10 protein-coding genes and 1 pseudogene are annotated in these 12,806 nt (G+C 56.2%); 1 reads left to right on the top strand and 10 read right to left on the bottom strand.

What is annotated here, in order from left to right; translation table 11 throughout:
- The first annotated feature begins 5 nt into the window (after nt 1-5).
- A complete protein-coding gene (locus MZ182_RS13130) occupies nt 6-1,907 on the top strand; it encodes a methyl-accepting chemotaxis protein (protein WP_248114746.1) in 1,902 nt (633 codons plus the stop codon).
- A gap of 63 nt (nt 1,908-1,970) precedes the next feature.
- Here MZ182_RS13130 and metF read toward each other — a convergent pair whose 3' ends face one another.
- From metF to MZ182_RS13080, 10 genes and pseudogenes are all read right to left on the bottom strand, one after another.
- The gene (metF, locus tag MZ182_RS13125; RefSeq protein WP_011790795.1) at nt 1,971-2,858 is read right to left on the bottom strand and encodes a methylenetetrahydrofolate reductase; all 888 of its coding nucleotides are present in this window, start codon (nt 2,856-2,858) and stop codon (nt 1,971-1,973) included.
- Nucleotides 2,859-3,106: 248 nt separating this feature from the next.
- Nucleotides 3,107-3,400, bottom strand: a pseudogene (locus MZ182_RS13120) (IS66 family transposase); the annotation flags it as partial.
- 38 nt (nt 3,401-3,438) lie between these two features.
- Nucleotides 3,439-6,411: a Tn3 family transposase gene (locus tag MZ182_RS13115; RefSeq protein WP_248114727.1), complete on the bottom strand. Its 2,973-nt coding sequence runs from the start codon at nt 6,409-6,411 to the stop codon at nt 3,439-3,441.
- A gap of 2 nt (nt 6,412-6,413) precedes the next feature.
- On the bottom strand, nt 6,414-6,971 hold the full coding sequence (locus MZ182_RS13110; RefSeq protein ID WP_008902871.1) for a recombinase family protein: 558 nt from the start codon (nt 6,969-6,971) through the stop codon (nt 6,414-6,416).
- A 130-nt stretch (nt 6,972-7,101) separates the two neighbouring features.
- Nucleotides 7,102-8,589, bottom strand: coding sequence for an efflux transporter outer membrane subunit (locus MZ182_RS13105; RefSeq protein ID WP_248114726.1), 1,488 nt, complete (start codon nt 8,587-8,589; stop codon nt 7,102-7,104).
- Nucleotides 8,576-9,049: a cytochrome c gene (locus tag MZ182_RS13100; RefSeq protein WP_003056106.1), complete on the bottom strand. Its 474-nt coding sequence runs from the start codon at nt 9,047-9,049 to the stop codon at nt 8,576-8,578. Before MZ182_RS13100 ends, MZ182_RS13105 begins: the two co-directional genes overlap by 14 nt.
- Nucleotides 9,050-9,077: 28 nt before the next feature.
- Entirely contained in the window at nt 9,078-9,788 is a 711-nt protein-coding gene (locus tag MZ182_RS13095; protein WP_004393997.1) for an ABC transporter ATP-binding protein, read from the bottom strand.
- 1 nt (nt 9,789) lies between these two features.
- Nucleotides 9,790-10,995 (bottom strand): ABC transporter permease, encoded by a 1,206-nt coding sequence (locus tag MZ182_RS13090; RefSeq protein WP_004393995.1) that lies wholly within the window; start codon nt 10,993-10,995, stop codon nt 9,790-9,792.
- On the bottom strand, nt 10,992-12,143 hold the full coding sequence (locus MZ182_RS13085) for an efflux RND transporter periplasmic adaptor subunit (RefSeq protein WP_248114725.1): 1,152 nt from the start codon (nt 12,141-12,143) through the stop codon (nt 10,992-10,994). Before MZ182_RS13085 ends, MZ182_RS13090 begins: the two co-directional genes overlap by 4 nt.
- The gene (locus MZ182_RS13080) at nt 12,140-12,748 is read right to left on the bottom strand and encodes a TetR/AcrR family transcriptional regulator (RefSeq protein ID WP_053012022.1); all 609 of its coding nucleotides are present in this window, start codon (nt 12,746-12,748) and stop codon (nt 12,140-12,142) included. Before MZ182_RS13080 ends, MZ182_RS13085 begins: the two co-directional genes overlap by 4 nt.
- Nucleotides 12,749-12,806 lie beyond the last annotated feature (58 nt).

The following is a 12,806-nucleotide window of genomic DNA, read 5'->3' as shown; positions in this document are numbered from 1 at the left end:
CTTTGATAAATCTAAAAATTAGTACGAGGATCGTTATCGGGATCTGTCTATTACTGTTAACAGCAATGAGTTTTATCATGCCGCTCGTGCTCTCCGAATTCAGTCGCCAAGTTGCTGAATCCGAACAAAGAGAACTCCATAAGCTCTATGAAACCGCAGTGGCCGAAATCGCCTCTTCGGGCAAATTAGCCGAAGCAATGGCTACCATTATCTCGCTCACACCTGAAGTGCAAAGCACCTTTGCAATGGGTGATCGTGATGAACTCACCACACGCACCTTGCCTATCTTTACCCAACTCAAGCGTGATTTTGCCGTTCAGCAATTCCAATTTCACACACCACCCGCCACATCTTTCCTGCGTTTACATCGCCCTGAAAAATTTGGCGATGATCTCACCAGCATACGTAAAACCATCGTTGAGACAAATAGCCAAAAACACCCCCTCTATGGCTTGGAATATGGAGTGGAAGGATTGGGTATTCGCGGCTTAGTACCAATGAGTTACAACGGACAACACACAGGTTCGGTGGAATTTGGCATGTCCTTCGGTCAACCTTTTTTTGATAATTTTAAACAAGCCTATCAAGCGGAAATCGCCCTCATATTACCTGATGGTCCAAAATATAAGTTATTTGGTGCCACCTTCACGCCTGATACCCAAGCAATAAATGAGCTAAATACGGTTATGCAAGGCCATGAAGTGATCCGCACTCTCACCTTAAATAACACAACCTACGCCCTGTATCGACACGCCATAAAAGATTATTCAGGGAATGTATTTGGGGTACTCGATATCGCGATGGATAGAACCCATTCAGAGCAGACGATGGCAGATATTCGTCTTAAGCTGATCCTTATCGGTTTAGCAGCGCTATTCATTGGAACCGCCATTGCTTGGTTTATTGCCAAGGGTATTACACGCCCTATCGCAGAAACCACCCAAGCCATGAATGATATCGCCGAAGGTGAAGGTGACTTAACCCGCCGAATCGCGGTAAATGGTAAGGATGAGATCGCAGAATTATCCATGGCATTCAACCGCTTTGTTGAAAAAATTCACAGCACAGTTTCCCAAGTTGCCGACTCTACCAGCCTGCTCGCCACCTCCGCAGAGGAAATGTCGAGCATTACGCGAGAAACCCAGCAAATGGCGAATCGCCAACACCTCGAAACCGAGCAAGTTGCTACCGCAATGAATGAAATGGCCGCAACGGTACAAGAAGTTGCCCATAACGCCACCGATGCGGCCGATGCCGCCAATCACGCCAATGACTCAACCGAACAAGGCAAATTGGTCGTACAAAAAGTGGTATCAACGATAGCGATTCTAGCCGAGGAGATAGCCACAGCAGCGAGCGCAATCAATGAATTAGAGCGTAATACCGCTGAAATTGATTCTGTGCTTGTGGTTATCCGTAATATTGCCGACCAGACTAACTTACTCGCACTCAATGCGGCAATTGAGGCCGCAAGGGCGGGTGAACAAGGTCGAGGATTTGCGGTGGTTGCCGATGAAGTGCGCACCCTTGCTAGCCGCACCCAAGCATCTACCACAGAAATTCAGCAGATGATCGAAGCGCTTCAACATAAAGCTAAATCCACGGTTAATGCGATGGAAACCAGCACCCGTACCACCCAAAGCTGCGTATCCCAAGTCCACCAAGCGGGTGAAGCACTAGAAGCCATTACCCATGCCGTTTCAACTATTAGCCAAATGAACATTCAAATTGCCAGCGCCGCAAATGAGCAATGCGCCGTTTCGGCAGAAATTAATAAAAATGTCAATAACATCAATGATATTGCAACCAATGCGACAGATAGTGCGGTACAAACTGCACGCGCTGGCGATGAACTTGCCCAACTCGCAGCCCGTTTAACAACGTTATTGGCTCAATTTAAAATTTAAAGCACAGAAAAAACAAAACGCCGCATTCTCTGCGGCGTTTTTATTAGCTCATTTTATAAGGTGTTATTTAGGGCGCACGCCTAAAGTGTGGCAAATCGCGTAGGTCAATTCGGCGCGATTTAAGGTGTAGAAATGGAAATCCTTCACGCCTTCACGGGACAATACTTTTACCATATCGATTGCCACGTTTGCCCCCACCAATTGGCGTGTACCCGCATCGTTTTCTAGGCCATCAAATTGCTTATGTAACCAATTAGGTAACGACACATTGGTCATGCCCGCGAAACGTTTTAGCTGGGTAAAGTTAGTCACAGGTAAGATGCCTGGCACGATTTCAACATCGATACCAGCGGCAACGCAGCGATCACGAAAACGCAGGTAAGATTCCACATCGAAGAAAAATTGGGTAATGGCACGGCTGGCACCCGCATCAATCTTACGCTTAAGGTTGATCAAATCCGCCTGTGCATTGCTCGCATCGGGGTGCACTTCTGGATAGGCCGCAACGGAAATATCAAAGTCAGCCACAGAGCGCAGCAAACGCACTAAATCGGCCGCAAAACGGGTTGGCTTTGGGCTGCCTGCGGGTAAGTCACCACGCAGTGCCACTATGTCACGGATGCCCGATTTCCAATAATGTTTCGCCAGTTCTAATAATTCTTCATCGCTGGCATCCACTAAGGTTAAGTGCGGCGCGGCAACAAGATCCGTTTCCTGTTGGATACGCTCAATCACGCCATGGGTACGGTCACGTACGCCAGAGTTAGCACCATAAGTCACAGACACAAACTTAGGATTCAGTGGCTCTAAACGACGGATAGAATTCCACAGGATCTGTTCCATTTCGGGGGTCGATGGCGGAAAAAACTCAAAAGAAACATTAATATCGCCATTAAGCTCAGACAAGCTCTGGTTTAGCGAATGTGAATGTTGTGCGTGATGAAAAGCCATGTGTATTTCCTCAACCGCCCTTGGCACGACTAACCGCCCATGGCACGACTCTATAGTTCAGTGGTTCAAATCAAATGGACGTTTGGACGTCTACATGTCCATATACTAGAGAAACTGAGATGCAAGTCAAGCCAAAAAATCTCCATTTGTTGCATTTTCTTATCGCTTGTAGACCAGCTTAATTTTAGTCAATAAAAAAGGACTCGAATGAGTCCTTTAACCGTAAGCGTTCACCAGTAGCATGTTGACTAGGTATTTAGATAAAAACTCGTGTGCTTAAGGTCGAACACATTTGGGTATGGCTGCTGACGAACCACCGCGTTGGCTATTCGTGAAAGCGTATCAAGTGACGATATTTTCCGCTTTTTACACGTTTCGATTAGCGAGTGTAGACGGTCTCGGAACTTATCGCCTGCATCCGAGGTGGTACCGTAGCTGATTTTTCTCTGAATGACGAAGCCGCGCAATCGTCGCTCTGCTTCGTTGTTGGTCAGAGGGATTTTAGGGTTGGTTAAGAACAGCCATAAACTTTGGCTATGCTCTTTAAGGGGTCGTCTCAGAAAACGGAAAATAAAGCACGCTAAGCCGGTGGCAGCGGTCGCAATGGCCTGAACTTCCCCGCACCGACCTTGGCACTGCTGCGCCATAGGTAATCGCCGGTCAGGTTGATATGCTCCCACCCCAGCGGGGACAGATATTGCAGCAACGTGTCGTCCAGCGCCATGCCGTGGGCACGCAAAGCACTGGTGGCACGCTCCAGATAGACCGTGTTCCACAACACGATGGCCGCCGTCACCAGATTGAGGCCGCTGGCCCGGTAGCGCTGCTGCTCAAAACTGCGGTCGCGGATTTCACCCAATCGGTAGAAGAAGACCGCCCTGGCCAGCGCGTTGCGCGCCTCGCCCTTATTCAGCCCCGCATGGACGCGGCGGCGCAGCTCCACGCTTTGCAGCCAATCCAGAATGAACAGCGTGCGCTCGATGCGCCCCAGCTCGCGCAGGGCGACGGCCAAGCCGTTTTGGCGCGGATAGCTGCCGAGCTTGCGCAGCATCAGCGAGGCCGTCACCGTGCCCTGCTTGATCGAAGTGGCCAGCCGTAGGATTTCATCCCAATGAGCGCGAATAGCCTTGATGTTCAGCCTGTCGCTGCTAATCATCGGCTTGAGTGCATCGTAGGCAGTATCGCCCTTGGGAATGAACAGCTTGGTGTCGCCCAGGTCGCGGATGCGCGGCGCGAACCGGAATCCCAGAAAGTGCATCAGGCCGAACACATGATCGGTGAAGCCCGCCGTGTCGGTGTAGTGTTCCTCGATACGCAAGTCAGACTCGTGGTACAGCAGGCCATCGAGCACATAAGTCGAGTCGCGCAAGCCGACGTTGACCACCTTGGCGCTGAAGGGCGCGTATTGGTCGGAGATATGGGTATAGAACGTCCGCCCAGGGCTACTTCCATACTTCGGATTGATATGCCCGGTGCTCTCTGCCTTGCTGCCGGTTCGGAAGTTCTGGCCGTCCGACGATGACGTGGTGCCGTCGCCCCAGTTTCCGGCGAAGGGTTGTCGATACTGTGCGTTCACCAGCTCGGCCAGCGCCGTCGAATAGGTTTCGTCGCGAACGTGCCAGGCTTGCAGCCAAGACAGCTTGGCGTAGGTGGTGCCAGGGCAGGACTCGGCCATCTTGGTGAGCCCAAGATTGATACCATCAGCCAGAATCGTCGTCATCAGCAAGGTTTTGTCCTTGGCCGTGTCGCCGGTCTTCAGGTGTGTGAAGTGGCGCGTGAAGCCCGTCCATTCATCGACCTCCATCAGCAACTCGGTGATCTTGAGGTGCGGCAGCAACATCGCCGACTGGTCAATCAAGGCTTGCGCGGCGTCTGGCACCGCTGCGTCCAGCGGCGTTATCTTCAGGCCCGATGCAGTGGTGATGATGGCGTCCGGTAAGTCGTTGGTCGCCGCCATGCGGTTGACTGTGGCGAGTTGCGCCTCCAATAATTCCAGTCGGTCATGCAGATATTGGTCGCAGTCGGTGGCCACGGCCAGTGGCAATTCGCTGGCCAGCTTCAAGGTGGCGAACTTCTCGATCGGCACCAGGTATTCGTCGAAGTCCTTGAACTGACGCGAACCCTGCACCCAAACATCACCAGAGCGCAGTGCGTTCTTCAGCTCCGACAGGGCGCATAATTCGTAGTAACGCCGGTCAATACCCTCGTCGGTCAGAACCAGCTTTGCCCAGCGCGGCTTGATGAATGCGGTTGGCGCATCGGCGGGCACCTTGCGCGCGCTGTCGCTGTTCATGCCGCGCAGCACGTCGATGGCATCGAGCACACCCTTGGCGGTGGGCGCGGCGCGCAGTTTGAGCACGTCCAGGAACTGCGGCGCATAGCGGCGCAGCGTGGCGTAACTCTCGCCGATATGGTGCAGGAAATCAAAATCTGCAGGCCGCGCCAGCGTTTGCGCCTCGGTGACGCTGGCGGCGAAGGTGTCCCACGGCATGACCGCTTCGATGGCGGCGAACGGATCGCCGCCGTTTTGTTTGGCTTCAATCAGCGCCTGACCGATGCGCCCATACATCCGCACCTTGTCGTTGATCGCCTTGCCGGAAGCCTGGAACTGCTGTTGATGCTTGTTCTTGGCCGCATTGAACAGCTTGCCGATGATGCGGTCGTGAAGGTCGATGATTTCATCAGTGACGGTGGCCATGCCTTCGATGGCCAGTGCTACCAAGGTGGCGTAACGCCGCTGCGACTCGAACTTGGCCAGGTCGGCGGGCGTCATCTGGCCGCCCTCGCGGGCGATCTTGAGCAAGCGGTTTTGGTGTACCTGCCGTTCGATGCCAGCAGGTAGGTCAAGCGCTTGCCAGGCTTTGAGGCGTTCGATGTGTTCAAGCATGTGGCGCGAGTTAGGCTTGGCGGGCGATTGGCGCAGCCACGCTAGCCACGTCATTTTGCTACCATCCTTGCGCTTGAGCAGTTCGTCCAGGCGCTGGCGATGGACAGGTATCAAGGAATCGGCCAATGCCGCATGGATGCTCCGGTTGGCACGGGTAATGGCCTCGGCGCTTGCGCGCTCGATGGCATTCATGGCGGGTAGGATGATGCTCTGCCGCCGCAGGTTTTCAACAAGGGTGCTGGCCAGCACAATGCCTTTGTCTGTTTGCAAGGCCAGTTCGGTCAATGTATGCACGGCTTGCCGGTAGTGACTCATGGTGAAGGGCTTGAATCCAAACACCGTTTGCAGCTCGACCAAGTGCTCCCGCCGTGTCTGCTCGCGCTGGCCGTAATCGTTCCAGCTTTCCACCGGCACCTTGAGTTGTGCGGCCACCATGCGCAGCAGGGGCGGAAATGGAGGTTCATCGACGCCCAAGAAGATGCCAGGGAATCGCAAGTAGCAAAGCTGCACGGCGAAGCCCAATCGATTCGCGGCACCGCGACGCTGACGGATCACCGACAGGTCGGTTTCGTTGAACGTGTAGTGCCGTATCAGTTCGTCTTTGGCATCTGGCAGTGCCAGCAGACTTTCGCGCTCGGTGGCGGACAGGATTGAGCGGCGTGGCATGGTCAGTCCGCCCGCAGGTACTGGTACAAAGTTTCGCGGCTGATGCCGAAGTCACGGGCCACCAAAGTTTTTTGGTCGCCTGCTGCAACTCGCCGTTTCAACTCGGCAATTTGTTCGCTGTTCAGCGATTTCTTTCGTCCCCGGTAGGCACCGCGCTGCTTGGCCAGCACGATTCCCTCGCGCTGACGTTCGCGGATCAGGGCGCGCTCGAACTCAGCAAAGGCTCCCATGACCGACAGCATCAGATTGGCCATCGGTGAGTCCTCGCCGGTAAACGTCAGCCCTTCTTTGACGAACTCCATGCGCACGCCTCGTTGTGTCAGCCCTTGGACGATGCGGCGCAGGTCATCAAGGTTGCGTGCCAACCTGTCCATGCTATGCACCACCACGGTGTCGCCCTCGCGGACGAAGGCCAGCAGCCTTTCAAGTTCGGGACGTTGTGTGTCCTTGCCTGAAGCCTTATCGGTGAATACCTTGCCGACTTCTATTTGTTCCAGTTGTCGATCAGGATTCTGGTCGAAGCTGCTGACGCGGACGTAGCCGATACGTTGACCTTGCAAGATGCCTCCAAAGGTAAAAATGTCAGGATGAAATCTATTACCCTTGGCTGAATGTGTCAATAAATATAAATTCATACTCTACTCTGACGTTGTTTGTGCTCAACATCTGACATCAGGTTAGGGTATAGTCTTAACTGACACCACCTCCCAGGGCCTGATATAAAGCAACACTATCGACTAGGCGTTGTGCCTGGACCGCAACCATATTGATCCGGATTGACTGTGCCTGTTGCTGCGCGATGAGCAGTTGCAGGCAGCTGGTCGCGCCCAGCCGGTATTGCCGCTCGACCGACTGCAAGGAGGCCTGTGCAGCCATATCAGCGGCAGCGAGGGCAGTCAAAGTTTGTGCATCGCTTTCCACCGCGCGCAGGGTGTCGGCGACGTTACGCAAAGACTCCAATACGACGCTCTGGTAATTGGCTACGGCGGCATCAAAAGCGGCGAGCGCCGCTCTTTTTTCAGCGGGTAGCCCTGGATTAAAAAGAGGCTGGGTGAGCTGCGCAACCAGGCCCCACACTGCCGAGCCACCACCGAACAGGGCACCGGTGGTCAGCGCTTGAGAGCCAAGGTTGGCGCTCAGGTTGATCTGTGGGTAGAGCTTGGCGACAGCCACACCATAGTCTGCATTGGCCGCATGCAACAGCGCCTCTGACGCCTGGATATCCGGTCGGCGGCGCACCAGTTCTGAGGGCACGACGAGCGGCATCTCGACGGGCAGAGTGAAATCGGCCAGAGTGAAGGCCGGGATGCCACCCGTGCCTGGGGCACGACCGGCTAGCACCGCCAGTAGATGTTCGGTTTGTTGCAGTTGTTTACGCAGCGCAGGCAGTTCTGCCCGCGTTTGCTCCGCCTGAGCTTGTAGGCTCAACGCTTCATCAGGTGAGGCCTGACCGATACGCACGCGTTCATGGGCTAGGCGCAGTTGCTCATCCTGCACGCGCAAAATGGCAGTAGTGGTTTCTAGTTGCGCGGCGAGGCGTGCTCGGGTAATGGCAGCGGTTGCCATGTTGCCGGCAAGGGCCAGGCGCGCAGCATTCAGTTCGAAGCGACGGTAGTCGGCGCGAGCAGCCAAGGCTTCGAGTGCGCGCCGGTTGCCGCCAGCCAGATCGAGGTTGTAATGCACGCCAACGCTGGCGTTGTAGAGGCTGAATTGACGTGCGTCTCCGCTCAACCCTTGGCTACTGGGACTCATTTGCTGGCGCTGAGATCCCAGTGCGACATCTACCTGTGGATATTGCGTCGAGCCCGCCTGTGCGGCAAGAAGCTCCTGCGCCTGTCGCAAATTGGCGCTGATGCTCGCCAGCGTCGGGCTGACATGGAAAGCTTCGTTTATCAGTCCGTCGAGTGCGGATGAACCCAAGCTTTGCCACCATTGCGTTTCGATCGGAAGCCCTTCGACTAGACGTTGTGTTTCGCCGAACTGCGTGGGAGCGGACACGGTTCTATCAGCTACCGGTGTTGCAGTGTAGCGAGCCACATCGGGTGCGGTGGGACGCTGAAAATCAGGGCCGGCGGCGCAGCCGGCCAGACCGGCGGTGACCAGACCAGCTACCAGGTAAGTTGCCGCAAGCCGTCTTTCGAGGCTGATGGGGCGCTGGCATGTTTTAGCGTGCTCCATAAAAATGCTCCACGAAAGGTTTACGGAAAGCTTGGTGGCAGCCCAAGCAGCTTTCCTGCACGTGGGCGAATGATTGGATCACCGCCTTGCCGTCGCTGCTCGCAGCAGCCAGCTTCATGGCCAGCGCCGCCTCGTGAGTCTGCGCGTCAAAGTTTCTGAACTTGGTCGCATCAGCGCCGAGGTAAGCAAGGATGCGCATTTTTTCAGTAAGCGGTGGCTCGGGGTGTGCAGCAACTTTTGGGGCGAGCTGAACGACCTGAACCCATTCCTCCTGCGAAATCGCACCGGTAATAGCCTGCATGTTGCGCCCGAGTTCCTGCATGATCTTGCGTAGCGCCAGTGGCTCAACCTGGGTAGCGTCACCAGCCCAAGCTGGCAACTGAAAACCCCATAAAAGCAGGCAGGCCGTAACGGTCAGGGTGATAGTTCCAAATGCGTGGCTGTGTTTGCGGTGGGTCATGAAATTCTCCTGTAATTCAATCGTTCTCTCATTCGAACTCCCGCCCTTCGCCAGCTTCCTCATGGGTCACGCCGTCGCGGATGTGGTAGATGCGCTTGAATGTGGGGATGATCTTTTCGTCATGGGTGACGACGATGATGGCGGTCTCGAACTTCCGGGCCATGTCGTTGAGGATGCGGATTACAGCCATGGCGCGCTCGGAATCCAGCGGCGCAGTGGGTTCATCGGCCAGGATCACCGGCGGACGATTGACCAGTCCGCGCGCGATGGCGACCCGTTGCTGCTCGCCACCGGAGAGTTGCGAGGGCATTGCGCGAGCTCGGTGTTGCACATCAAGCGCTGTGAGCAATTCCAGTGCCTTCGCGCGCGACTCTCCATTCGCGACGCCTGCAAGCATCGGCAGCAGCGCCACGTTGTCGGTGACATCGAGAAACGGAATCAGGTACGGCGCCTGGAAAACGAAACCGATCTTGTCACGCCGTAAGGCGCGCAGGTCGCGGACTTTCCAGCCATCGGCGTAGATCACTTCATCGCCCAGCGTCATGCGACCGGCGGTCGGTTCGATCACCGCACCCAGACACTTGAGCAGCGTGCTCTTGCCGGACCCGGAAGGGCCGATCAGTCCCACCACTTCACCAGGCGCAACATGCATATTCACGTCTCTCAAGGCAAAGACAGCGGTGTCACCATCGCCATACCGCTTGCTTAAACTTTCGATGTGTATCCCTTTGCCACTCATCTCAACCTCCAATGGCTTCGGCCGGATCGACCTTGAGTGCCATGCGAATGGCGACGAGGCTAGCTAGAACGCAGATCACGAGCACGGCAAAAAAACCGGCGACAGAATCCATTGGCGTGAGCAGGACATATTTTGGAAAAGCCGGTGCTGAAAAGGTGGCTGTGATCTTGCCGACCACGAAGCCAATCACGCCCAGGGCGAGCGCCTGCTGCATGATCATCGCGGCGATGGTTCGGTTGCGTGTGCCGATGAGCTTCAACACCGCGATCTCACGGATTTTGTCCATCGTCAGCGAATAGATGATGAAGGCAACGATGGCCGCGCTAACGATGGCCAGAATCACAAGGAACATGCCGATCTGCTTGGCCGAGGTGGCGATCAGCTTGCCGACGAGGATGTCTTCCATCTGTGCCCGGGTGTAGACCGTCAAACGCTTCCAGCGCTGGATGGATTCGGCAACCTCGTCCGGCGCATGACCAGGTTTCAGAGTGACCAGCACGGCATTGACGAACGCGTTGCTGCTCTGTGAAGCAATCACGGCATCCAGCAAACCTGGATCACCGGGTCGATTGAAGACCGGGTTGGCTTCGGTGCGACGCCGGCTTTGCCAGATGGCATCGTTGTCCTTGAGGAACTGGGCCTCCTGGGCATCTTTGAGCGGAATGAATACCATCGGGTCGCCGCTGGACGACACCATGCGCCGTGTCAGCCCCACGACGGTGTAATGATTGCGGCGAATGGCAAGACGATCTCCCAGTTTGAAGCCGGTGGCGATGTCGGCCACAGCCTCGTAGTGACCGCGCGTGATCTGGCGTCCAGCGACGAGATAAGGAGGCCATCCGGGTGTAGCCCCCAACGCACCGGGCGCGATGCCGACCACCATGGTGCGTACATCACTCTCGCCCTTGCGTACCTGCATGGTCAGGTAGGTCGCGTTCGCTGCCTGTGAGACTCCCGGCATGGCGAGAATGGCGCGATACACGTCATCGTTGAGGCTGGACGACTCCGCATAAGGACCCAGAGTATCCTTTTGCACCACCCAAAGGTCAGCGCCACTGTTGTCGAGCAACGCCTTGCCGTCGTCCACCATGCCTCGGTACACCCCAGCCATGACTAGGGTGACGCCGATCAGCAGACCCAGACCGATGCCGGTGAAGACGAATTTCCCCCAGGCATGGAGAATGTCGCGGCCGGCCAGGCTGATCATCGTGAAACTCCCGGGATATGCTCGACCACATGGATGCGGCTGCGCGCCGTCAGTGCCTTTTCGCTATAGGTCACAACCTGGTCCCCATTCTTGAGCCCTTCGCGCACCTGCACGTAACCATTGAGGTCGGAAGTGCCGAGCTTGACCGGGGAGAAATGCAGATCACCATCCACGATTTGCCAGACACCAACTTTATCGCCTTCACGCTGGACGGCAGCGTTGGGGATCAGTGGAGCGGCCGGGAGCGCCGGCAAGTCAACCGTGACTTCGGCCAGTTCACCCACTGGTGGCAAAGTTTCTGGTTGGCTATCGAATGTCACCTTGGCAATCATTTCCTCGGTGACCGCATCGGCCTTGGGTTCCACGCGCAGCACGCGACCTTTCAACGTCTGGCCGCTGCGCGAACGCAGGACGATACGGGTCGGCAGCCCCCCAGCCAGCCCCGATGCGCTGATCTGGTCGAAGCGCACATTGATCCACAAACTCTTGGGGTCGATCACTTCCACCACGGCCTGGCCCGCGACGATGGTCGTGCCGGGATCGGCATCGCGCACGGCGACTACACCGTCGACCGGCGCGATCAGGCGCAGATTGCTCCGCTGCGCCACGAGTCCTTCGCGGTCGGAGCGTGCCCGGACAATATCTTCCCGAGCAGCAGATAAGGCGGCATCGGCGATCTGCAGTTCCTGCCGCTTGGTGGTGACGATTTCCTCGCTGGTCGAGCGCACCGCAAACAATTGCTCGTAGCGGCGCGCCTGGGTTTGCGCGTAGGCTTGCCGGGCTTCTGCCTCGCGCAAAGCCGCTTCCGCACGCTTGAATGCCGACTCCTGTGAGCGCACCCGATCATCGAGGTCGACCGGCTCCATCTCGCCGAGCACCTGTCCGGCCTTGACCTGGTCGCCTACATGCACCTCCAGGCGTTTGACGCGCCCGGCAAACGTCGGCCCGATCTTGTAGGTGTAGCGCGCCTCCACCGTGCCGATGCCGAACAGCGCCGGTGTGATAGCCCGTGATTCCACGCTTGCCACCGTCACAGCGACCGGGGCGAGCGGCCCTGATCGCAGACCGACATAAATAAAAAGCACCAGCAAAGGAATGATGACGGCAAGCAGCGCCAGAGTGCGGCCTTGCAAGGGTAACTTTTTCATTGCGCACTCCTTATGCCACGCCGATAAATTGCAAAGACGCGCGGCGCATCGCGGTGCATACGTCCCACATCACCCGCCAACAGCGATTGCATGACCAAGCCCTGGATCGTGCCAATGAACAGCGTTGCCGCCGCCTCGTTGTCAAGCGAGGGAGACAACTCGCCGCTGGCCTTGCCTTTCTCGATGAGACGATCCAAACGTTCGCCGTAGCGCTGAATCAAGGTTTGCACCATGCGCTTGGCCGGTGTCGATTCGGCACGCTGAAGCTCACCAAACATCATTCTTGGCACGCCTGGGTGCTCAGCAACGAATTCGATATGACTCATGAACATCGCCTCCATGGCTGCCAAGGGCGACTCGATTCCTTGTGCGGATCGATCGATTCTGGCTAATAAGCGCTCTGCTACCCACTCCATGACCGCCTGCCAAATGGCTTCCTTGTTCGGGAAGTGCCGAAACAGCGCACCCTGGGTCAAGTTCATGTGTTTAGCGATAGCCGCAGTGGTTATCTCGCTTGGGTTTTGTGAACCGGCAAGCGCCACGACGGACTCGACAGTTACGGCACGACGTTCATCGGCCGGCAGATGCTTTGGATGGATGTCCACGAGCACTCCTTGTAAGATAGTAATTGATTACTATCTTAGCACAAGAAGCAACTCAAAC

Origin of the sequence: Shewanella sp. JNE2 (assembly GCF_023159115.1) — a bacterium.
In the GTDB taxonomy this organism is placed as follows: domain Bacteria; phylum Pseudomonadota; class Gammaproteobacteria; order Enterobacterales; family Shewanellaceae; genus Shewanella; species Shewanella putrefaciens.
Note: the sequence above shows the minus strand (reverse complement) of the source record. Positions and strands in the feature narration are given on the sequence as shown.

Bases quoted from the DNA above. Each gene is read 5' to 3' on its own strand.
- MZ182_RS13115 (WP_248114727.1), bottom strand. From the start codon at position 6,411: ATGCCACGCCGCTCAATCCTGTCCGCCACCGAGCGCGAAAGTCTGCTG.
- MZ182_RS13085 (WP_248114725.1), bottom strand. From the start codon at position 12,143: ATGAAAAAGTTACCCTTGCAAGGCCGCACTCTGGCGCTGCTTGCCGTC.
- MZ182_RS13090 (WP_004393995.1), bottom strand. From the start codon at position 10,995: ATGATCAGCCTGGCCGGCCGCGACATTCTCCATGCCTGGGGGAAATTC.
- MZ182_RS13100 (WP_003056106.1), bottom strand. From the start codon at position 9,049: ATGACCCACCGCAAACACAGCCACGCATTTGGAACTATCACCCTGACC.
- metF (WP_011790795.1), bottom strand. From the start codon at position 2,858: ATGGCTTTTCATCACGCACAACATTCACATTCGCTAAACCAGAGCTTG.
- MZ182_RS13105 (WP_248114726.1), bottom strand. From the start codon at position 8,589: ATGGAGCACGCTAAAACATGCCAGCGCCCCATCAGCCTCGAAAGACGG.
- MZ182_RS13095 (WP_004393997.1), bottom strand. From the start codon at position 9,788: ATGAGTGGCAAAGGGATACACATCGAAAGTTTAAGCAAGCGGTATGGC.